18 protein-coding genes and 1 pseudogene are annotated in these 20037 nt (G+C 59.3%); 11 read left to right on the top strand and 8 right to left on the bottom strand.

Features of this window, described 5'->3' with window-relative positions:
* Positions 1-91: 91 nt before the first annotated feature.
* Positions 92-532 (bottom strand): peptidoglycan-binding protein LysM, encoded by a 441-nt coding sequence (lysM, locus tag AACW30_RS03135; RefSeq protein ID WP_200624261.1) that lies wholly within the window; start codon positions 530-532, stop codon positions 92-94.
* A 131-nt stretch (positions 533-663) separates the two neighbouring features.
* On the opposite strand from lysM, the pseudogene AACW30_RS03130 reads away from it, so the two are divergent.
* From AACW30_RS03130 to AACW30_RS03115, 4 genes and pseudogenes are all read left to right on the top strand, one after another.
* Positions 664-1546 (top strand): annotated as a pseudogene (locus tag AACW30_RS03130) (LysR family transcriptional regulator).
* A 97-nt stretch (positions 1547-1643) separates the two neighbouring features.
* A complete protein-coding gene (fdhD, locus tag AACW30_RS03125; protein WP_200624260.1) occupies positions 1644-2483 on the top strand; it encodes a formate dehydrogenase accessory sulfurtransferase FdhD in 840 nt (279 codons plus the stop codon).
* Positions 2480-4828, top strand: a complete 2349-nt coding sequence (locus tag AACW30_RS03120; RefSeq protein WP_200624259.1) for an FdhF/YdeP family oxidoreductase — start codon at positions 2480-2482, stop codon at positions 4826-4828. The genes fdhD and AACW30_RS03120 overlap by 4 nt, the downstream gene beginning before the upstream one ends.
* 407 nt (positions 4829-5235) lie before the next feature.
* The gene (locus AACW30_RS03115) at positions 5236-5715 is read left to right on the top strand and encodes a glycine zipper domain-containing protein (RefSeq protein WP_145159820.1); all 480 of its coding nucleotides are present in this window, start codon (positions 5236-5238) and stop codon (positions 5713-5715) included.
* A gap of 147 nt (positions 5716-5862) precedes the next feature.
* Here AACW30_RS03115 and AACW30_RS03110 read toward each other — a convergent pair whose 3' ends face one another.
* Positions 5863-6294, bottom strand: a complete 432-nt coding sequence (locus AACW30_RS03110; protein WP_106577420.1) for an acyl-CoA thioesterase — start codon at positions 6292-6294, stop codon at positions 5863-5865.
* A gap of 21 nt (positions 6295-6315) precedes the next feature.
* Positions 6316-8253 carry a RecQ family ATP-dependent DNA helicase gene (locus AACW30_RS03105; RefSeq protein WP_200624258.1) on the bottom strand — a complete coding sequence of 646 codons (1938 nt, stop codon included), beginning with the start codon at positions 8251-8253 and terminating at the stop codon, positions 6316-6318.
* Positions 8254-8546: 293 nt separating this feature from the next.
* Between AACW30_RS03105 and AACW30_RS03100 the strand changes: the two genes are divergently transcribed.
* The 3 genes from AACW30_RS03100 (at position 8547) to AACW30_RS03090 (ending at position 11280) form a co-directional block, all read left to right on the top strand.
* Entirely contained in the window at positions 8547-8735 is a 189-nt protein-coding gene (locus AACW30_RS03100; RefSeq protein ID WP_106577418.1) for a YhfG family protein, read from the top strand.
* Between the two features lie 1164 nt (positions 8736-9899).
* Complete coding sequence (locus AACW30_RS03095; RefSeq protein WP_119738185.1) at positions 9900-10256, top strand: DUF1493 family protein; 357 nt, start codon at positions 9900-9902, stop codon at positions 10254-10256.
* Between the two features lie 160 nt (positions 10257-10416).
* Entirely contained in the window at positions 10417-11280 is an 864-nt protein-coding gene (locus AACW30_RS03090; protein ID WP_234452575.1) for a DMT family transporter, read from the top strand.
* A 56-nt stretch (positions 11281-11336) separates the two neighbouring features.
* On the opposite strand, the gene AACW30_RS03085 is transcribed toward AACW30_RS03090, so the two are convergent.
* Complete coding sequence (locus AACW30_RS03085; RefSeq protein WP_119738189.1) at positions 11337-12878, bottom strand: phosphoenolpyruvate carboxykinase; 1542 nt, start codon at positions 12876-12878, stop codon at positions 11337-11339.
* Between the two features lie 179 nt (positions 12879-13057).
* Positions 13058-13960 (bottom strand): Hsp33 family molecular chaperone HslO, encoded by a 903-nt coding sequence (hslO, locus tag AACW30_RS03080; protein WP_106577412.1) that lies wholly within the window; start codon positions 13958-13960, stop codon positions 13058-13060.
* A gap of 125 nt (positions 13961-14085) precedes the next feature.
* Between hslO and AACW30_RS03075 the strand changes: the two genes are divergently transcribed.
* Positions 14086-14889: a phosphatase PAP2 family protein gene (locus AACW30_RS03075; protein ID WP_200624257.1), complete on the top strand. Its 804-nt coding sequence runs from the start codon at positions 14086-14088 to the stop codon at positions 14887-14889.
* A gap of 136 nt (positions 14890-15025) precedes the next feature.
* Here AACW30_RS03075 and AACW30_RS03070 read toward each other — a convergent pair whose 3' ends face one another.
* Positions 15026-15433: an RNA-binding S4 domain-containing protein gene (locus AACW30_RS03070; protein ID WP_119738196.1), complete on the bottom strand. Its 408-nt coding sequence runs from the start codon at positions 15431-15433 to the stop codon at positions 15026-15028.
* Between the two features lie 116 nt (positions 15434-15549).
* Between AACW30_RS03070 and rimA the strand changes: the two genes are divergently transcribed.
* Genes rimA through rimK form a run of 3 tightly spaced genes read left to right on the top strand, consistent with a single transcriptional unit; the run spans position 15550 to position 17727 of the window.
* Positions 15550-16329: a S6 modification regulatory phosphodiesterase RimA gene (rimA, locus tag AACW30_RS03065; RefSeq protein WP_200624256.1), complete on the top strand. Its 780-nt coding sequence runs from the start codon at positions 15550-15552 to the stop codon at positions 16327-16329.
* 13 nt (positions 16330-16342) lie between these two features.
* Entirely contained in the window at positions 16343-16825 is a 483-nt protein-coding gene (gene rimB / locus AACW30_RS03060; protein ID WP_094950878.1) for a retropepsin-like aspartic endopeptidase RimB, read from the top strand.
* Positions 16822-17727, top strand: a complete 906-nt coding sequence (gene rimK / locus AACW30_RS03055) for a 30S ribosomal protein S6--L-glutamate ligase (RefSeq protein WP_025855543.1) — start codon at positions 16822-16824, stop codon at positions 17725-17727. The genes rimB and rimK overlap by 4 nt, the downstream gene beginning before the upstream one ends.
* 138 nt (positions 17728-17865) lie before the next feature.
* Here the strand turns inward: rimK and AACW30_RS03050 are convergent, their stop codons facing one another.
* Both AACW30_RS03050 and ompR read right to left on the bottom strand, forming a co-directional pair.
* The gene (locus tag AACW30_RS03050) at positions 17866-19179 is read right to left on the bottom strand and encodes an ATP-binding protein (protein ID WP_106577408.1); all 1314 of its coding nucleotides are present in this window, start codon (positions 19177-19179) and stop codon (positions 17866-17868) included.
* Between the two features lie 116 nt (positions 19180-19295).
* Positions 19296-20036, bottom strand: a complete 741-nt coding sequence (ompR, locus tag AACW30_RS03045) for an osmolarity response regulator transcription factor OmpR (RefSeq protein WP_053255745.1) — start codon at positions 20034-20036, stop codon at positions 19296-19298.
* Position 20037: the final 1 nt, after the last annotated feature.

Here is a 20037-nt window from a genome sequence, read left to right as displayed (position 1 = left end):
AGGCACCTCGGTGTATCAATGACACCGAGGTGATGCTATCGCAGGCAAGCCAGCTCCCACACAAGCCGGCTCCCACCGTTGGGCCAGCGTATTACTCAGGAATGCGCAGTGTCTGCCCTGGGTAAATTTTGTCCACATCTTTGAGCAACGGCTTGTTGGCCTCAAAGATCTTTTGGTACTGGTTGGCGTTGCCGTACACCGCCAGGGAAATCGCGCTCAGCGTGTCGCCCTTTTTCACGACGACGAAACGGGCCGCTGTCACAGCCGGGCCGGTCACGGTGATCTGGTCTTCTACACTGCCAACACCTGCGATGTTGCCTGCAGCCAGGATGATTTTTTCTTTTTCTTCCTGAGAGGCAACTTCACCCTTCACGGTGACCTTGTCGCCATCAACGGTTGCGGTGATATTCGGGTTTCCGAGCCCGACATCGCTGATGTGCTTTTTCAACTCATCACTTGCGTTGGCGTTACCCGGCGTCAACAGGTCAATAAGTTTCTCGCCTGCTTCTTTAACAAAGCTAAAAATACTCATGGTGCGCTCTCCTTGGGTTTTTAAGTTCCAGATGCCAAAGACTAGACCAGTCCTGCTGCCTTGGGTTCCAGGCCGACCAAAGACCCAAACGCGCTAGAATCCCCCGCCATTGGAATAAGCCCGGAGCGAAGATGGACATCAAACAGCTGAAATTCCTCATCGCCCTCGACGAGACGCGCCACTTCGGTCAGGCGGCCGCGCGCTGCCATATCACCCAGCCGACCCTGTCGATGCGCTTGCGTAACCTGGAAGAAGAGCTGGACTTGCCGCTGGTCAATCGCGGCCAGCGCTTTGAAGGCTTTACCGCGCCGGGCGAGCGCGTGCTGGCGTGGGCGCGCACGGTGCTGGCGGCCTATGACGGCTTGCAGGCCGAAGCAGCGGCCTGTCGCGGCAATTTGGTCGGGACCTTGCGCCTGGGTGTGGTGCCGTTGTCGAGCTTCGATCCCTTGGCCTTGCAGCAACTGCATAAAGCGCATCCGAGCCTGCGCTTTGAACTGTCGGCATTGAGCTCCGAGCAAGTCCTCGAACAGCTGGCGAGCAACCGCCTGGACCTCGGCATGTCCTATCTGGAGCGCCTGGATAACGAGCGCTTCGACTCGCTGGCCTTGCGAAACCCGCATGGGTCTGCTCTACGACCAGCGTTTTTTCAGCTTCGGCGACAAGCCGTTGAGCTGGGAAGCGCTGATCGAACTGCCGCTGGGCATGCTCACCAGCGGCATGCATTTCCGTCAGTCCATCGACCACAATTTCCACAGCCGCGGGCTCAACCCGCAACCGCTGCTGCAAACCGATGCGGTGCATCAATTGTTACAAGCCGTGCACGGCGGCCTGTGCTGCGCGGTAATGCCATTGGACGGCGGCCTGGATGCACTGACTGAGCACCTGCGCCTGCAACCCATTGAAGACGCTCACACATTGGCTCGCCTTGGGCTGATCATGCGTCGCAGCGCACCGCGTTCGGCATTGGCGGAATCCTGTTTCACGCTGTTTCAAAAATCGCAACAAGAGCCTTGATCGACGCCATCTATCAATAGATCAGTACTGGCGATTAGACGCGACCCTTTGTCGCGCCTAGTCTAAACACTGATCAATCCGCCGGTGGTACTGCCACATGAACGCCAAGCGCCCGGTCTGCGCGGCGCCCGCCCTCGAAATACCCGCGCCCGCCTCCAGCCAGAGCTACCAGTTTTACAACCTCGAACACACAGAATTCGCCAGCACAGCGTTGGCGGAAGAAGTGGCGTTGGCGATTGCCTATAACGACATCAGCCAGGCGGTCATGTTGGTGACGCCAACGGACCTGGAAGATTTCATCGTCGGCTTCAGCATCGGCAGCGGCATTATCACCGACGTTAGCGACATATATGACTTGAAGTTCAGCGGTTCGGGCTCCGCCCAATACGCTCAGGTGCAAATTTCCAGCCGTGCATTCTGGAACCTCAAGCAGCAGCGCCGCCAATTGGCGGGCACCAGTGGCTGCGGTTTGTGCGGTGTCGAGGCGGTGGAGCAAGCCCTGCCAGACCTTAAAGTGCTGACCGGCGCGCCTTTGCCACCTGCCGAATGGCTCGACGGCCTGCGCCAGCGCATCAGCGCGTTCCAGCCGTTGGGCCAGTACAGCGGCGCAGTGCATGCGGCGGTGTTTATGAATAATCAGGGCGAATTGCTGATGGGCCGCGAAGACATCGGCCGGCATAACGCCCTGGATAAGTTGATCGGCGCCTTGATCCGCCAAAAGATTCCGACCGACGGCGGCCTGGCGATTGTCACCAGTCGCTGCAGCCTCGAATTAATCCAGAAAGTTCTGCGCGCGGGCATCCAGACCCTGGTCAGCCTGTCGTCGCCTACCGGCCTGGCCTTGCAATGGGCCCGCCGACACAACCTCAATCTCATCCACCTGCCGCAGAAAAGTGCGCCGCGGGTCTACAGCCCTGCGATGGAGAACCAGTCATGAGCCAGCACCACCAAGCCGACCAAACCCCGACTCCGCGCTACAAGCCCTACAAAGGCCCGGCTGGCGGCTGGGGCGCGCTGATCAGCGTGGCGCAGGCCTGGTTGACCAGCGACAACGCGCTGAAAAACCTGCGCATGATGCTCAAGACCAACCAGAACGGCGGCTTCGACTGCCCGGGCTGCGCCTGGGGCGATTCGCCGGAAAGCGGCATGGTCAAGTTCTGCGAAAACGGCGCCAAGGCGGTCAACTGGGAAGCCACCAAACGCCGCGTGGATGCCGCTTTTTTTGCCAAGCACAGCGTCACCGCACTGCTGGAGCAAAGCGACTATTGGCTCGAATACCAGGGCCGCCTGACCGAGCCAATGCGCTATGACGCCGAAACTGACCGCTACACGCCGATCAGCTGGGAAGCGGCGTTCGACCTGGTCGGCAAGCACCTCAACGCACTGCCAAGCCCGGACATGGCCGAGTTCTACACCTCGGGCCGCGCCAGCAACGAGGCGGCTTACCTGTATCAGTTGTTTGTGCGCGCCTACGGCACCAACAACTTCCCGGACTGCTCAAACATGTGCCACGAAGCCAGCGGCGTGGCCCTGGCGCAAAGCGTGGGGGTGGGCAAAGGCACCGTGACCTTTGACGATTTCGAACACGCCGATGCGATTTTCGTGTGGGGCCAGAACCCCGGCACCAATCACCCGCGTATGCTCGAACCGCTGCGTGAGGCAGTCAAACGCGGCGCCCAAGTGGTGTGCATCAACCCGCTGAAAGAGCGCGGCCTGGAACGTTTCCAGCACCCGCAACACCCGCTGGAAATGCTCACCAACGGCGACAAGCCGACCAACACCGCCTATTTCCGCCCGGCACTGGGCGGCGACATGGCCATCCTGCGCGGCATGGCCAAGTTCCTGCTGCTGTGGGAACGCCAGGCCCAGGCCGAAGGCAAAGAAGCCGTGTTCGATCACGACTTCCTCAACGAACACACCACCAACGTGCTGGAGTACCTGGGCCAGATCGACGACACCTCGTGGGATGAGATCGTCGAGCAGTCCGGCCTGACCCTGGTGGAGATCGAGCAAGCGGCGCGCATGTACGCCAAAGGCAAGAACGTGATCATGTGCTGGGCGATGGGCATCACCCAGCACCGCCACTCGGTGCCGACCATCCAGGAAATCGCCAACCTGATGCTGCTGCGCGGCAACATCGGCCGCCCAGGCGCCGGCTTGTGCCCGGTGCGCGGCCACAGCAACGTGCAGGGCGACCGCACCATGGGCATCAACGAGCGCCCACCGGTGGCATTCCTCGATTCCCTGGAACGACGCTTCCAGTTCCAGGTGCCGCGCCACAGTGGCCATAACGTCGTGGAAGCCATCCACGCGATGCTCGAAGGCCGCTCCAAAGTGTTTATCGGCCTGGGCGGCAACTTCGCCCAAGCCACGCCCGACAGCCCGCGCACCTTTGAAGCACTGCGCAGCTGCGACCTGACCGTGCAGATCAGCACCAAGCTCAACCGCAGCCATTTGATGCACGGTAAAGACGCGCTGATCCTGCCGTGCCTGGGCCGTACCGACATCGATATCCAGGCCGACGGCCCGCAAGCGGTGACGGTGGAAGACTCGTTCAGCATGGTTCACGGCTCCAACGGCCAACTGCAGCCACTGTCGAAGCTGATGAAATCCGAGCCTGCGATTCTTGCCGGCATTGCTGCCGCAACCCTGGGCAGCAAACCCGTGGACTGGAACTGGCTGGTCGCCGACTACGGGCGCATCCGCGACCTCATCGCCGACACCATCCCAGGCTTCAAGGACTTCAACGAGCGCATCAAACACCCGGGCGGTTTCTACCTGGGCAACTCCGCTGGCGCACGCCGCTGGAACACGCCCTCGGGCCGCGCCAATTTCCGCCCGAACGTGCTGCCCAAAGACCTGATCCACGAACGCACCCACGCCACAGGCCGGGTGCCGGACCTGATCATGCAGTCAATGCGCTCTCACGATCAGTACAACACCACCATTTACGGCCTGGACGACCGCTACCGTGGCGTGAAAGGTCAGCGTGACGTGCTGTTCGTGAATGAAGCCGACATCATCCGCCTGGGCTTCAAGCCCGGGCAGAAAGCCGACATCATTTCGCTGTGGGAAGACGGCCGTGAACGTCGAGTGAAGGGCTTTACGTTGCTGGCGTTTGATATTCCCGCAGGGCAGGCAGCCGCTTACTACCCGGAAGTGAACCCGCTGGTGCCACTGGAGAGCACAGGCGATGGCAGCCATACGCCGACGTCGAAGTTTGTGGCGATCCGTCTGGAAGCGGCGAGTGCGACCGGCCTGATCATGGCGCGCTCGGCCTGACCGAGACCCGTTGTGGCAAGCGCGCTTGTTGCGGCACCGGGCCCGTTGTGGCGAGCGGGCTTGCCCCGCGTTGGGCTGCGTAGCAGCCCCTGGTCCAGGCACTGCGTTCTGACTGAAAAAATGCGCTGACATTATCTGGGGCCCCTTCGCAGCCCAACGCGGGGCAAGCCCGCTCACCACAACAAGCCGCTCGCCACGACTACTGAAAACCCCAGGCACAAAAAAGGCCGCTTTTGCATAAAAGCGGCCGTTCCGAAGTAGCTAAAGACTCGCAAAATCCACTTAAGTTCCCCATACAAAACAGTAACTTAGAGAATTGTATACAACCTGTACCACTGGTCGGTTTTCGATTGTCAGCATCCCGATACAACCTCAGGATCGCGGCGTCATCCTCTTGAGGTCTCTCTATGAAGTTTTCCTCGATTCTCTTGTTGTCCCTTGGCCTGGTCAGTGGCGCAGCCATGGCCGGTGGCACCACCGAAGCCGGTGTGGGCGGCGCATTGGGCGGGGTTCTAGGTTCGGTTGTCGGCCAGCAGGTCGGCGGTAACACCGGTTCGGCCATCGGCGCAGCGCTGGGCGGCGCGGGCGGCAGTGCAGTCGGCGCTGACAAGCGCAGCCGTGGTGAAGCAGCCATTGGCGGCGCACTCGGCGCGGCAGGCGGCAACGTGGTAGGCCGCAGCATGGGTGGCAACACCGGCAGCCTGATCGGCGCAGCCGCAGGCGGCGGTGCAGGTGGCGCGCTGGGCAACTACATGGGCAACAAGAGCGATGACGACGACCGTCGCTATCGCGGTCGGGATAACCGTCGTTATGACCGTGATGACCATCGTGGCCGTGGCCATGCGTATGGGCATCGCAAGAACAAGCATCACTATCGTCACCGTTAAGCCAACGGTCCCAGGCACACGGAAACGCCCTGTGGGAGCCGGGCTTGCCCGCGATAGCGTAGTGTCGGAAGCGCATCCAACCCTGACGCACCGTTATCGCAGGCAAGCCAGCTCCCACATTGATTTTCGCTGATGACACAGGTTGTGTTACACCACCAACCGCTGCAACGCCTCGCGCAATCGCCCCGGAATCGTCACCGGCTGGTTCGACGCCCGGTCCACAAAGACATGCACAAAGCGCCCCGCCGCACAGGCATCCTCTTCGCCTGACTTGAACACCGCCAATTCATACTGCACCGAGCTGTTACCCAACTTGCCCACGCGCAGGCCAATCTCTATGCGATCGGGAAACGCGATCGACGCAAAGTAATCGCACGCCGAACTCACCACAAACCCCACCACTTCACCGTCGTGAATATCCAGCCCACCCTCTTCAATCAGGTAAGTATTCACCGCCGTGTCGAAGTAGCTGTAGTAGGTGACATTGTTCACGTGACCATACACATCGTTATCGTGCCAACGCGTGATGATCGGTTGGAAGTGACGGTAGTCAGCGCGTTGCGGCATAGAATCAGACATGTGCAGCTCTCATAAGTGGATTTACAGGTCGTTCAGATGGGCCTGGGCCCATTCACGCACCTCGGCGTAGGGATACGCCTCCAGCGCAGCGAAGCCCGGAATACCGCGCGCCTTCAACTTGGTAAACAGCGGCACGCTGATACCCCCCAGGAATCGTGTCAACCGCTCCGCGCCCGGCAATTGCCCGGTGTGCTCATGGTGCCTGTGGATAAAATCACCGCACAGTGCCATGAAGTTTTTATCCACAAGCGCTGGCAAACTCGGGGGTGGCGGTAAATGCGCCACATGGCCATGACATACCGAGCAATGCCCGCAGCGCAGCGGCGCGTTTTCATCGCCAAAGTAGTGGGCCAAACGCTGGCCCAGGCAATCCTCGGTGGCAAACAGATCGAGCATGGCATGGATCCGCGCCACCTCCGTCACCTCGTGCTGCTTGAAGCCTGTGTATAACTCCTCACTCAACACCCGTGGATCGAACTCGGTGTGCAGCAAGCTGTAAACCTCCGTCATCTGCTTACTTTCCAGCTCGATCAGGCCCTGCTCCTGGAAGTAATCGAGCGCTTTTACCACCCGGCTACGCTCGGCATTGTGCTGTTGGTACAGCGCGTCGAAATCCACGGTCGCCCAGGTTCTGGCGCGACTGCATACCTGAATGATCGACGCGACAAACTGCTGTCGCTCGCCGGAAAAACGCGCCAGCAACGCTTCGGGTTCGATCAGGTATTTGAAGCGGTACTCGGCGTAAAAAGCATAACGCGGCGCAATTACGCCCTTGAGCTCCAATTGCACCAGCAGCGTTTTCAATGGCAGCTCGCGGATGTTGCTGTGGTCCGACAGCGACCTCAACAAGAACTCCCACTGCCCCTCGCCGCGCGCCGCCTGCAACTCCTCCAGCACACGGAGAATGCCCGCCTGCTCCGGCGTGTCGCCGTACACGAAGTTTTCCAGCACATTGAGGCTGTCGCGGTTGGCCAGCACCAGGCAATCGGATGGCTGCCCGTCCCGCCCTGCACGGCCGATTTCCTGGCTGTAGTTCTCAATGGATTTAGGCAGGTCGAAGTGCACCACGTTGCGGATGTCACTTTTATCGATGCCCATGCCGAATGCGATGGTGGCGACGATGCAATTGGAGCGCCCACCCATAAAACGCTGCTGGATACCCTCGCGTTTGCCGTGGGGCAAACCGGCGTGATAAGCCTCGGCCTGAATGCCGTTGCGGTTCAGATGTTCGGCGATCTGCTCAGCGGTTTTCTGCAAGGTGACGTAGACGATACTCGGCTGATTGGCTCGCTCGCTCATCCATTCGACCAGGCGCCGACGTTTGTCATGCCCGCTCACCGGCTCCACCAGCAAGTTGAGATTGGGCCGGTAAAAGCCTGTGGTGATGACATCGTCCGGCGCAATGGCGAACTTCGCCTGCATGTCGGCAATCACCTTGGGCGTCGCCGTAGCCGTCAGCAGCAGCGCTTGTGGGATATTGAACTGACGCTGGTAGTCCGGCAGCTTCAAATAGTCCGGACGGAAGTTGTGGCCCCACTCGGAAATACAGTGCGCCTCGTCCACCACCAACAGCGAGATCTGCACGCTTTGCAGAAAGTTACGGAAGCGCTCGTTCTTCAAGCGCTCCACGGAAATCATCAGAATTTTCAGCTCGCCCGAACGCGCACGGGCCATCACATCATTGGCGTCCTCGCGGCTCTGCGCCGAATCAATACTGCCGGCGCAAATGCCATGGCGCTGCAGGAAACCCAGCTGGTCCTGCATCAACGCCAACAACGGCGATACCACCAGCGTCAGGTGCGGCAGCAGCACCGCCGACAGCTGATAACACAACGACTTGCCCGAGCCGGTGGGGAAAATAGCAGCGGCCGAACGACCGGCCAGTACGGCGCTGACCGCCTCTTCCTGGCCCAAACGAAACTGTGGATAACCAAAGACCTGTTGGAGGGTGTTGTGCATAAGCTGTCACTCCATTGACCGCTGAACGAGCGCAAAACATAGACCAGCGCGCTCAGCGAATCGAGAAAGGTCACAAGGAAAAAAGAGACAGGATGATACAGGGGTAGAGGATGGCCCAGGGCCGACGTGGGATGTTTCGCGCGGATTTGTCGGAGCACTAAGAACCAGATGTGGGAGCTGCATTTTAGATCCGCTCTACCTGCTGACTTAGCAGTTTTGCGTTTGATTTTATCCCGCCTGCGAACCGAAGCATTGCGCTACGATCAAGCCTTGCGACCCAAGAGTGCGCTGCAATGAGCGAACCGACGTTTGAGCAAAAACAGGATCACTACCGCAAGATCCGTCGCTCCAATTGGTTGGCCAGTCTGCGCCTGGAAAGATTCGACACCCAGCCGACCGACTTCGACAAACCTCTGCCGACCCGCGAAGCCGTGCTTGCCAAGTACCGCGCCGTCGCCTCCTATCCCACTGAGACTCACTGATCGTTCCTCACGCTCTGCGTGGGAACGATCCAAATGATTGAACCATATGTTTGTTGCTCGAAATAACGCTGACTTCTAAGGCCCGCTCCAAACTGCAACCGGCAGTCGAAATACAGCCATAACCAATCCAACCACTGAGCTAAACCTGTGGGAGCGGGCTTGCCCGCGATGGCGGCATGTCAGGCAATATTTCCATACCTGACACACCACCATCGCGGACAAGCCCGGGTCCCACATTGGGTGGGTGTTACCAAAAAATCACTGTCAAACCGCAAATGCCGGAAAGCTCTGTGGGAAGCAGACAAAGACGATGTAGCCCTCTTCCCAAACTGCTTAAAACAGCTATCTCACCCTCTACATAACCTCCCTTCACATGACCGAAACTAGTGACCTCTCCACTGTCCCGGCAAAAACCCGTGAATATCGAAAGGACTCAATACATCGGCCACTATGGCGTCACCTTCACAATGATTCGCTTCACTGTTGTGCCTGACAGTCGGCATGCCTTGGCTAACCTGTGCCTGCTTGAAGCGAAAACAGCTGCGCGGAAAGTGCGTGATCAGATACGCAGCTTGTACGAGAACATGTTGGACCGAGATTTACGCTGCGAGAGAGCAGTCGCGATTTCCCAACCGCTGAGACGGAGCCAGGCCGACCGGTTAAACGATCAAAATGTGTTCATCAAACAAATAATTTCCGGTGCGATTAAGGCCCCGGGGATAGCTATATCTACGGTAACGGCTGGCTTAGTTGGCGATACGATTTCCGGCAAGCTTCGCAGGTATCACGCAGGTGACATCATCATCGGATTGGACGCAAATGTGAGAGGAGGAATCGGACGTCAGCGGTCAACACTCTCAATGCATGTCTACTCAGACGAGTCTTGATCACATGGACCTTTACCTTCAATCCGCGATTTTTCTCCTTATCTATATGGTGGTGCATTACCAGATCACCGACCCCACGCTTAGAAAGCGCTTCGCCATCACCTGTCTCGCCACAGGTCTCATTTTGACGTTCCTGCTACCCTACGTAGCGGTGATCCTCAGAATGCCATTCCTACCGGTCTTCATATTCTTGTTAGGGTTGCTACTCTTCATCACCCGAAACACATTCCGCCGACAATGCAACCATCCCCCTCACCCACTTCTGCGTGCTCCCACCATGAACCTGGCCCCCAACTTCCCCGAAGACCCCGTCATGCGGCAGCTCCTGCAATTGCTGCACGAAGAAATCGGTCTGCCGAAGCACAAGACCCTTCGCCTTGAAACCTCGCTCAACTTCGACCTTGGCTGCGACCGCGCCGAGGCCAAGCAATTTATGGAAGCGCTGGAGCAGGATTTTGCAGTCGATCTGGGCGACTACGATGCCTACCGTTACTTCCAACCGCCGGTGTTCGATGTGTTCCTCAAACGCCGCGCCAAAGGCCGAGGCGACAAAGTGCCGCTGACCATCGGCATGCTCTACCTGGCTATCAAAACGCATAGCTGGGATACCCAGACCCTGGAAAACCTCAGTTGATCTGAACGACCCTGAGGATCAAATGTGGGAGCGGGCTTGCTCGCGAATGCGGTGTGTCAGGTAGAGTATCGCTCACTGACCCACCGCATGCGCGGGCAAGCCCGCTCCCACATTGGCGATGCGCTAACCTGGCGAATTGCCTACCTACCAAGGACCGTACATGGACGTATTAATGGGCCTGCTGGCCGCCCTGCTCTGGGGTGGCACGGACTTTCTTGTGGGTCTCAATGCCCGGGCCGTCGGCGTTAAACGCGCGGTGTACTTCGGCCAGGCCCTCGGTTTCCTGATCATGACTCTGCTGCTGGTCATCTTCCCGGCGTACCTGTTCAAATCCCTGAATAGCCCGTTGAGCGTCTGGCTCCTGGGCATCGCGGCCGCGCTGCTCACCGTCTCCGGTGCCCTCGCGCTGTCCAAGGCTTTCGCCCTGGGCAAAGCGGCCATCGTCGCGCCGCTGGTGACGTCGTACGGCGTGGTCACTACGCTGCTGTCCTGGGCCAGTGGTGAGCACATCAGCCTGATCCAACTTGGCTGCATCGGCGTGTGCGTCGTCGGCGTGATCCTCTCCAGCATCCACAAGGACAACGGCGTCCCGCACAACCACCCACGCCTGTCCATTGCCTACGCCATGCTCGCCGCCTTGCTGTATGGCACCAGCTTCTGGCTGCAAGGTCGCTACACGCTGCCGGCACTGGGACCGATCACCATGTTGTGGCTGGGTTACCTGGTAGGCCTGTGCGTGCTGGTGGTGATGGTATTGAAGATCAAGGACGGGCTGAAAATCCCACCGCTGAAAAACTGCGCGACATTGACCGGTGCGAGCTTGATGAACCTTGGGGGTTTCTCGGCGTTTTCGTGGGGGGCGATGGCGGGGTCGGTTTCAGTGGTGACGGTGATCAGTACATTGTCGGGTGGGATTGCGGCGGTGCTGGGATTTGTGTTTTTCAAGGAACGGTTGTCGGCAATGCAAGTGTTGGGCGTTGCATTAGTGCTGGCCGGCGCAGTGGTTTTGCACATCGCCGACTAACCTTTCGCGCATAAAAAAACCGCCCACTGGGGGCGGTTTTTAACAGCTTTTGAACCTTACAACTTCGGCCCGGCCGCCTTGATCGCGTCGCTCACTTCAAACTTCTTGAAGTTCTCGATGAACAGACCCGCCAGCGCTTTCGCCGCTTCGTCGTAGGCAGCTTTATCAGCCCAGGTGTTACGTGGGTTCAACAGGCCAGTCTCAACGCCCGGTACGGCCAATGGCACGTCGAGGTTGATGGTGTCCAGGTGTTCGGTCTCAGCACCGATCAACGCGCCGCTCTGGATCGCTGCGATCACGCCGCGAGTGGTCGGGATGTTGAAGCGTTTGCCGACGCCGTAGCCGCCGCCGGTCCAGCCGGTGTTGACCAGGTAGACCTTGGAGCCGAAGCCGCGCACGCGCTTGATCAAAAGCTCAGCGTATTCGCCGGCCGGGCGTGGGAAGAACGGCGCGCCGAAGCAGGTGGAGAAGGTCGACTTGATGCCGCTGCCCGAACCCATTTCGGTCGAGCCCACCAGCGCGGTGTAGCCGGACAGGAAGTGGTAGGCCGCTTGTTCTTCGCTGAGGATCGACACAGGCGGCAGCACGCCGGTCAGGTCGCAGGTCAGGAAGATTACCGCGTTTGGCTCACCGCCCAGGTTCTTCTCGGAACGCTTGGCAACGTGCTCCAGCGGGTACGCGGCGCGGCTGTTCTGGGTCAGGCTGACGTTGGTGTAGTCGGCGTGCTTGGCATCGTCGATCACCACGTTTTCGAGCACGGTGCCGTGCTTGATGGCTTTCCAGATAACCGGCTCGTTCTTCTCGGACAGGTCGATGCACTTGGCATAGCAACCGCCTTCGATGTTGAACACCACGCCTTCGCCCCAGCCGTGTTCGTCGTCACCGATCAGGTAACGGCTTTCGTCGGCGGACAGGGTGGTTTTACCAGTGCCCGACAGACCGAAGAACAGGGTCACGTCGCCTTCTTCGCCGATGTTGGCGGCGCAGTGCATTGGCAACACATCAGCAGCCGGCAGCAGGAAGTTCTGCACCGAGAACATGGCTTTTTTCATTTCACCGGCGTAACGCATGCCGGCGATCAGGACTTTTTTCTGTGCGAAGTTGAGGATCACGCAACCGTCGGAGTTAGTGCCGTCACGCTCTGGCACACATTCGAAATTGGCCACGTTAAGCACTTGCCACTCATCACGGCCGGCCGGGTTGTACTGAGCCGGGTTGATGAACAGGCAACGACCGAACAGGTTCTGCCAGGCAGTCTGGGTGGTCATTTTCACGGCCAGGTAGTGGTCTTCTGCAGCCCCTACGTGAACGTGGGAAACGAAATGCTCTTGCGCGTTGTTGAATGCTTCTACGCGGCTCCACAGCGCATCGAACTTGTCGGCTGGGAACTTGCGGTTGATCGGGCCCCAGGCGATGGCGTCCTGGGTGGAAGGCTCTTCAACGATGAAGCGGTCGACCGGAGAACGACCGGTGCGGTGACCGGTTTCTACGACCAGCGCGCCAGTATCGGCAAGCACGCCTTCACCGCGCTGCAGGGCTTCTTTGACCAGATCGTCAACACTCAGATCGGTGTATACGGCGTTATTGGCTTGCGTCATGAGGTTCCCCGTCGGCCTATGGCCGAGTGCTCCAAACGTTTTGTAGTAGAAAGTTGCGCACTACTACCGCGAAAAAAGTGGGCCGGATTATGCCAGAAAAGCCCAAAAAGAGTAGGGCCCTCCCGTCAGAACTGCGCTAATCCGGCGTTCGTCAGGTGATTTACCTGTGCTTAAACGTTTTAGTGGCGGGTGTCGGAAGGGGTGTCGATGCCTGCGCCGGCGAACAATTGGGCTACATCGGCCGCGTCGAACAGGTAACGCTGGTTGCAGAACTGGCAGTCGATCTCGATATTGCCACCGTGTTCCACCACCAGATTCTGCGCATCTTCCAGGCCCAGGCTGACCAAGGCATTCGCCGAGCGTTCACGCGAGCAGCTGCAACGGAAGCGCAGGCCCTGTTCGTCGAACAGGCGCACGGCCTCTTCGTGGTACAGGCGATGCAAAATGGTTTCGTTATCCAGGCCCAGCAGCTCTTCAGCGGTCAGGGTGCCCGCCAGGGCGGTCAGCTTGCGCCAGCTGTCAGTGCGCTCGTCGTCGTCCTTGATGCGGTCGGCCGGCAGTTGTTGCAGCAGCAGGCCACGGGCGCGCTTGCCGTCGGCATTCAGCCAAAACTTGGTGCCGACCTGCTGAGACATCACGAAATAGTTGGTGAAGCAGTCCGACAAGGTTTCGCCGTCGAGATCGACGATGCCCTGGTAGCGCTGGCCTTCCGTCGGGTCGACGGTGATCGCCAATACGCCGTTGGCCATCAAGTCGGACAGCGTGGCGTCCGGCGCGATCAGGTCGGCGTCGTAACGGGCCAGGCCACGAATTTCGCGCTCGCTGGAGCACTCGATCATCAGCATCGGCACCGGGCCTTCGGAACGCGCCTGCAAAATCAGCAGACCGTCGAACTTCATGGTGCCCACCAGCAGCGATGCCGCCGCCATCAGTTCACCGAGCAACTGCGCAACCGGCTCCGGATAGGGATGCTTGGCGAGGACTTCGGCATAGCTGCGCTCCAGCGAGACCAGTTCGCCGCGGGCATCGTTCTCGTCGAAGATGAAGCGTTGGGTGAAGTCGGTATCCGGTAGATCAGTCATAGGTCTGGGTATCTGAATTGATGACAAAATGATTACAAGGTTTATAAAATTAAACGCTTTAGCACCATATTGGTGCGGCTTTCTCCTGGAAACGGAGGGCTAAATAGAGCGAAGAGGAACAGTTTATGAACAATCCGGGTTTGTTCCAAGCCAAGTGGAACCTCCGGCGATGGGCTCTGTGCAATCTACTCGCTATCGGACTGCTGTGTTTTTGGCTGTGGCCCACAGGCCAGATGCTGTGTGTGATTTTCGACGAATGGCTGTTTCACCTGCTCAATGACCCGCTGGCGAGCCATTCGACATGGCTGCATGTGTGGGCCGTGGCCAGTTTGCGGCCATTTGACGCGGTGGTCGGCGTGATCTTGCTGTCGCTGTTGATTCGCGGAGATTGGGTGTTCAAGGCGATTGAAGTGCGCCAGGCATTCTTCGGTTTTTTCGGGATTCTGCTGCTGTTGCTGTTCATCCGCATGCTGTTTTCCAAACTCGCAGCGCAGATGGGCTGGCAGCACAGCAGCCCGTCGATGGTGATCAGCGGGGCGATTCATATGAGTGACTACTTCCCTGGGCTGGAAAAAACCTGGGAGCTGAAGGACCGTTCGAGCCAGAGCTTCCCCGGCGATCATGCATCGGTATTGCTGATCTGGGGCATGTTCATGACGGTGTTTGCCAAGCGCATCGGCCAAGTGCTGGTGATTTGGGGCTTGGCGCTGTTGTTCATGATGCCGCGGCTGGTGGCAGGCGCCCACTGGGGGCAAGACGATTATATCGGCGGGGTATTGCTGGCGCTGTTGGCGCTGGGCTGGGGGTATTACACGCCGTTTGCGGCGAAGGTGTCGAATGGGTTGCTGCGACTGACGGCGCCGATCTTCGGTTTGCTCGGTAAGCTGCCGGTGATCGGGCGGTTGAGCGTCATACGCACCGCGGCGTAACGCCACAGGCTTATTGTGAGAGCGGGCTTGCTCGCGAAAGCGCAGTGTCAGGTTAAGCATTTTTCACTGACCCACCGCCTTCGCGAGCAAGCCCGCTCCCACATTTGGGTCTGCGTATTGCTGGAGATTTGCGCCATCACTCGTCATTACCACTGCCGCGAAACTTGAACAAATCGCGACGCTGCTTCTTGCTCGGCTTGCCATCGGTAGTCATACCGGTAGCCCCGGCCTTGCGCATGGCGGCCGCATTTTCGCGTTTGGCGATACTGGCCTCGGTTTCGGTGTACAACGCCTGCGCTTCGGGCGCGCCGCGGCGCACAACGGATAAGGCTTGCACCACGACAGTCTTTTCATCAAACCCTGCCCGAATCTGCAGCTCATCACCGACGCGCGGCTCCTTGCCCGGCTTGCAGCGTTCGCCGCGATGGTGCACTTTGCCGCTTTCGATAGCGGCCTTCGCCAGGGCGCGGGTTTTAAAGAAGCGCGCTGCCCACAGCCACTTGTCCAAACGGACTTTTTCTTCCTCTTCCTGCTTTTGAGCCACTTGAATTCCTCGCTCTGAAAAATGTCGCAACTTTACCGTTGAAGCCCTTCGACGCATAAACCCCAACGCTCACCTAAGATACGCCAGGCACCACCCTGTTTTCGCGAGGATACGCTGTGACCGACTTCCCCATTTCACTCACCTCGCCAAACCAGCGTTGCGTGGGTTGCCAGCAAAGCGAACCCCTGGGTTTCGATTTCGCATTCGCCTATCAGCCTATCGTAGATCTTCGGGACCATTCGATCTTCGCCCACGAGGCGTTGGTGCGAGGCCCGCAAGGCGAAGGTGCGCTGTCGGTGCTGGGCCAGGTCAACTCAAGCAACCGTTACCGCTTTGACCAGCGGTGTCGTACCCAAGCGATTGCCGGGGCCACTGCCTTGGGTATGCAAACTCATCTTTCGATCAATTTCATGCCCAATGCGGTTTACCGGCCCGAGCTGTGTATTCGCAGCACGCTGGAGGCGGCCCGCGCGCACAACTTTCCGCTGAACCAGCTGATTTTTGAAACGCTGGAAAGCGAGCACGTAGATAACTATCGCCATTTGACCAATATTCTGCGTGAATACCGCGAATTCGGCTTCAAGACCGCCATCGACGATTTCGGTGCGGGCTATTCGGGGCTGAACCTGCTGGCCGATTTCCAACCTGACCTGATCAAACTCGACATGGCGCTGATTCGCGATGTCGACCAGGATCGTGTCCGTCAGGTAATCGTCCAGGGGATTGTCACAATCTGTGAGCAGTTGGGCGTTACTGTCATTGCCGAAGGCATCGAAAGTGCCGGCGAGCGCGACTTCCTGTCCGACTGCGGAATATTTCTGATGCAGGGTTACTGGTTCGCCAGGCCTGCATTCAAAGCCCTGGCCGAGGTTTCACCACAGGCCTGGGCGAACTGATCGGTTACCCATATTGAAGACATTTGACCATTTGACCGTTGTGGGTCTGCGTGAGTGGGTGGCACTTCCCGACTTGGGAGTGGCTGGCCTGCGCGCAAAGATCGACACCGGTGCCAGTACCTCGAGCCTGCACGCCACCGATATCGAGCCATTTGAGCGCGACGGTGAGAAGTGGGTGCGCTTTACCGCGCACCTGGGCAGCGTGGTGCAACTGCGTCACCGCCGCTGCGAGGCGCCGGTGGTGACGATGAAAACCATCAAGAGCTCCAACGGCCATGCGCAGGTGCGCTATGTGATCAGCACCACCCTCGCGCTGGGTGATCGGGTGTGGCGAGTGGAATTCACTCTCGCCTGTCGCAAGGCCATGCGTTACCGCCTGTTGCTGGGCTCCAAGGCGCTGATTGACGGCCACTTGGTGGTCAGTCCAGGCGTCAAGTACGTTCAAGACAAGCCGGTGTTCCCGGTCTCTACTATTTCTGCCCCAGGTGCTGCATGAAGATTGCTGTGCTGTCGCGAAACCCGCGTCTGTATTCCACCCGCCGCCTGGTCGAGGCCGGCACCGAACGTGGCCACGAAATGGTGGTGATCGACACGTTGCGTGCCTATATGAACATTGCCAGCCACAAGCCGCAGATCCATTACCGGGGCAAACCGCTGGAAGGCTTTGATGCAGTGATCCCGCGTATCGGTGCCTCGGTGACGTTTTATGGCTGCGCGGTGTTGCGCCAGTTTGAAATGATGGGCGTATTCCCCCTCAACGAATCGGTAGCCATTGCCCGCTCACGCGACAAACTGCGCTCATTGCAATTGCTCTCGCGGCGCGGTATCGGCCTGCCGGTGACCGGCTTTGCCCACTCCCCCGATGACATTCCCGACCTGATCGACATGGTCAACGGCGCACCGCTGGTGATCAAAGTGCTGGAAGGCACCCAAGGCATCGGCGTGGTGCTGTGCGAAACCGCGACCGCTGCTGAATCGGTGATCGAGGCATTCATGGGCCTCAAGCAGAACATCATGGTGCAGGAATACATCAAGGAAGCTGGCGGTGCGGACATCCGCTGCTTCGTGGTGGGTGACAAGGTGATTGCGGCAATGAAACGCCAGGCCAAGCCGGGAGAATTCCGCTCCAACCTGCACCGTGGCGGCAGTGCCAGCCTGATCAAGATCACCCCGGAAGAACGCATGACCGCGCTGCGGGCAGCCAAAGTGATGGGGCTGGCGGTAGCGGGTGTGGATATCCTGCGGTCAAACCATGGGCCGTTGGTGATGGAAGTGAACTCATCGCCGGGTCTGGAAGGGATTGAGACCACTACCGGGAAGGATGTAGCGGGGATCATCATTCAGCATTTGGAAAAGAATGGTGGGCCGAATATGACGCGGACCAAGGGTAAGGGCTGAACACGCTCAGTTTCAAACACCACAAAACGCTGTGGGAGCGGGCTTGCTCGCGAAGGCGTCGGATCAGTCAATACATCTGTCGACTGACACACTGCCTTCGCGAGCAAGCCCGCTCCCACATTTGATTTCTGTTGTGTCTCAGACCGCGTCTCTAGGCAACATCAGGCCAAGCGGCAACCGCACTCGCGCTTCCAGACCACCCTCCTCCCGGTTACGCAGCTCGACATTGCCGCCATGCATCGAGGCAATCCGCCGCACAATCGCCAACCCCAAGCCTGTGCCCTTGCCGCCCCGGGCACGGTCACCACGGGTGAACGGGTTGAAGATGCCTTCCAGCTCTGCCGGGTCGATCCCCGTGCCGCGGTCCATCACACTCAACACCACATAAGGCGCAGTGCTGTCGCCGGACACATAAGCCGCCACTTCCACATCGGAACCGGCATGGTGCAAGGCGTTGCCAATGAGGTTGTTGAGCAGGCGTTTCATCGATACCCGACGCAACGCAAACGGCTGAATAGGCTCCAGGCGCATGCGTACCTGTTCGCCGTTCTGGTTGTAGGGCGCCACCACCTCACGCACCAGGTCCGTCAGGTCGACTTCCTCGACCACCTCGTCGCGGCCATCGCGGATAAACGCCAGGAACTGGTCGAGAATCGCGTCCATGTCCTCGATGTCACGCACCATGTCATCCGTGAGGTCGTTGTGGTTGCCCATCAACTCCAGGGACAACCGCAACCGTGTCAACGGTGTGCGCAGGTCGTGGGACACGCCCGCCAGCATCAGCTCGCGTTCGCGGCCGGCCTGTTCAACGTCTTCCGCCATCTGGTTGAAGGCGCCGTACACTTCGGTCATCTCGCTGGGCGTATCGCTGACCGGCAGGCGCACACTGCGCCCCTGCCCCAGTTGGCGCGCGGCAAAGACCAGGCGTTTGAGTGGCTGGTTGAGCTGGCGCACGAAAATCCAGGCGGACGCCGTTGAAAGCAGGCCAATCGCCAGGAACCATCCCAGCACGTTCCAGATCTTCTGTCCCCGCAACGGGTGCGGGTACAGCGGCACTTTGATCCACGCGTCGCCCAGGCTCGGCGCCCTCACCCACAGCGCAGGCGAAACATGCATGCGCAATCGCACCTCGGTGTCGTCCCCCAGCTCAGCCTGCATCTGGCGCTGATAAATCTCGCTGTAAGGCCAATGCTGCTCGCCTTCAGGTACACCGGCGCCGTCGACTCGAATCAGCGTCGATGCCTTGGCGACCTTTTCACGGTTTTCGGGGTCGACGGCCCAATAGGCACGAAGCGTCAGGGCGACGCCGTGGCTGTACTGCCGATCCACCAGCACGTCTTCGTTCATCAACAGATAAACCAGCGTCAGTGCCTTGGAAAACAGAACGACGATCAGCACCAGCCAAAGGGTGCGTGAAAAGAAACTTTGCGGGAACCACAACGGGGTTTTCATAGGAAACGGCTGGACACCTTGCAGAAACGAGCGGCGCTCGCAGAATTGCAGACGCCGGGCATCCCGTTGACTCTCATGGAGTCAAACGCCGGATGCCCGCGCCTGCAAATCATCGGTCACTTGGTTGCGGTGCCATCCGGCACGAACACATAACCCACACCCCACACCGTCTGGATATAGCGCGGCTTGGACGGGTCCGGCTCGATCATGCGGCGCAGACGGGAAATCTGCACGTCGATGGAGCGCTCCAATGCATCCCACTCCCGGCCACGGGCCAGGTTCATCAGTTTGTCGCGCGTCAGCGGCTGGCGAGCGTTCATCACCAGCGCCTTGAGCACGGCGAACTCACCGGTGGTCAGCATGTGCACTTCTTCGCCACGCTTGAGCTCACGGGTGGCCAGCGACAGTTCATAGTCGCCAAAGGTGACGCTTTCGTCTTCGCTGCCTGGCGCGCCGGGTACCGGGGCTGCCTGACGGCGCAACACGGCTTTGACCCGGGCCATCAGCTCGTCCGGGTTGAACGGCTTGGCCAGGTAATCATCAGCGCCCAGCTCAAGGCCCTTGATGCGGCTCAACTCATCACCCTTGGCGGTAAGCATGATGATGGGGATCTGGTTGTTCGCACCGCGCAGGCGTTTGCAGGCGGTGAGGCCGTCTTCGCCGGGCAGCATCAGGTCGAGTACGACCAGATTGAACACTTCGCGCCCCAACAGGCGGTCCATCTGCTCGGTGTTTGGCACCGCGCGGGCACGGTAGCCCTTGGAGTTGAAAAAACGCTCCAGCAGGCTGCTCAGCCCCGGGTCGTCATCAACGATGAGAATTTTTTCGCCTTCAGCAGTTTGTGCAGTGCTGCTCATT

Origin of the sequence: Pseudomonas sp. MF6747 (assembly GCF_963890955.1) — a bacterium.
GTDB lineage: Bacteria > Pseudomonadota > Gammaproteobacteria > Pseudomonadales > Pseudomonadaceae > Aquipseudomonas.
The sequence above is the reverse complement of the archived record's forward strand: the minus strand, read 5'-3'. Positions and strand labels throughout refer to the sequence as shown.

Bases quoted from the DNA above. Each gene is read 5' to 3' on its own strand.
- lysM (WP_200624261.1), bottom strand. From the start codon at position 532: ATGAGTATTTTTAGCTTTGTTAAAGAAGCAGGCGAGAAACTTATTGAC.
- fdhD (WP_200624260.1), top strand. From the start codon at position 1,644: ATGAACGCCAAGCGCCCGGTCTGCGCGGCGCCCGCCCTCGAAATACCC.
- AACW30_RS03120 (WP_200624259.1), top strand. From the start codon at position 2,480: ATGAGCCAGCACCACCAAGCCGACCAAACCCCGACTCCGCGCTACAAG.
- AACW30_RS03115 (WP_145159820.1), top strand. From the start codon at position 5,236: ATGAAGTTTTCCTCGATTCTCTTGTTGTCCCTTGGCCTGGTCAGTGGC.
- AACW30_RS03110 (WP_106577420.1), bottom strand. From the start codon at position 6,294: ATGTCTGATTCTATGCCGCAACGCGCTGACTACCGTCACTTCCAACCG.
- AACW30_RS03105 (WP_200624258.1), bottom strand. From the start codon at position 8,253: ATGCACAACACCCTCCAACAGGTCTTTGGTTATCCACAGTTTCGTTTG.
- AACW30_RS03100 (WP_106577418.1), top strand. From the start codon at position 8,547: ATGAGCGAACCGACGTTTGAGCAAAAACAGGATCACTACCGCAAGATC.
- AACW30_RS03095 (WP_119738185.1), top strand. From the start codon at position 9,900: ATGAACCTGGCCCCCAACTTCCCCGAAGACCCCGTCATGCGGCAGCTC.
- AACW30_RS03090 (WP_234452575.1), top strand. From the start codon at position 10,417: ATGGACGTATTAATGGGCCTGCTGGCCGCCCTGCTCTGGGGTGGCACG.
- AACW30_RS03085 (WP_119738189.1), bottom strand. From the start codon at position 12,878: ATGACGCAAGCCAATAACGCCGTATACACCGATCTGAGTGTTGACGAT.
- hslO (WP_106577412.1), bottom strand. From the start codon at position 13,960: ATGACTGATCTACCGGATACCGACTTCACCCAACGCTTCATCTTCGAC.
- AACW30_RS03075 (WP_200624257.1), top strand. From the start codon at position 14,086: ATGAACAATCCGGGTTTGTTCCAAGCCAAGTGGAACCTCCGGCGATGG.
- rimK (WP_025855543.1), top strand. From the start codon at position 16,822: ATGAAGATTGCTGTGCTGTCGCGAAACCCGCGTCTGTATTCCACCCGC.
- AACW30_RS03050 (WP_106577408.1), bottom strand. From the start codon at position 19,179: ATGAAAACCCCGTTGTGGTTCCCGCAAAGTTTCTTTTCACGCACCCTT.
- ompR (WP_053255745.1), bottom strand. From the start codon at position 20,036: ATGAGCAGCACTGCACAAACTGCTGAAGGCGAAAAAATTCTCATCGTT.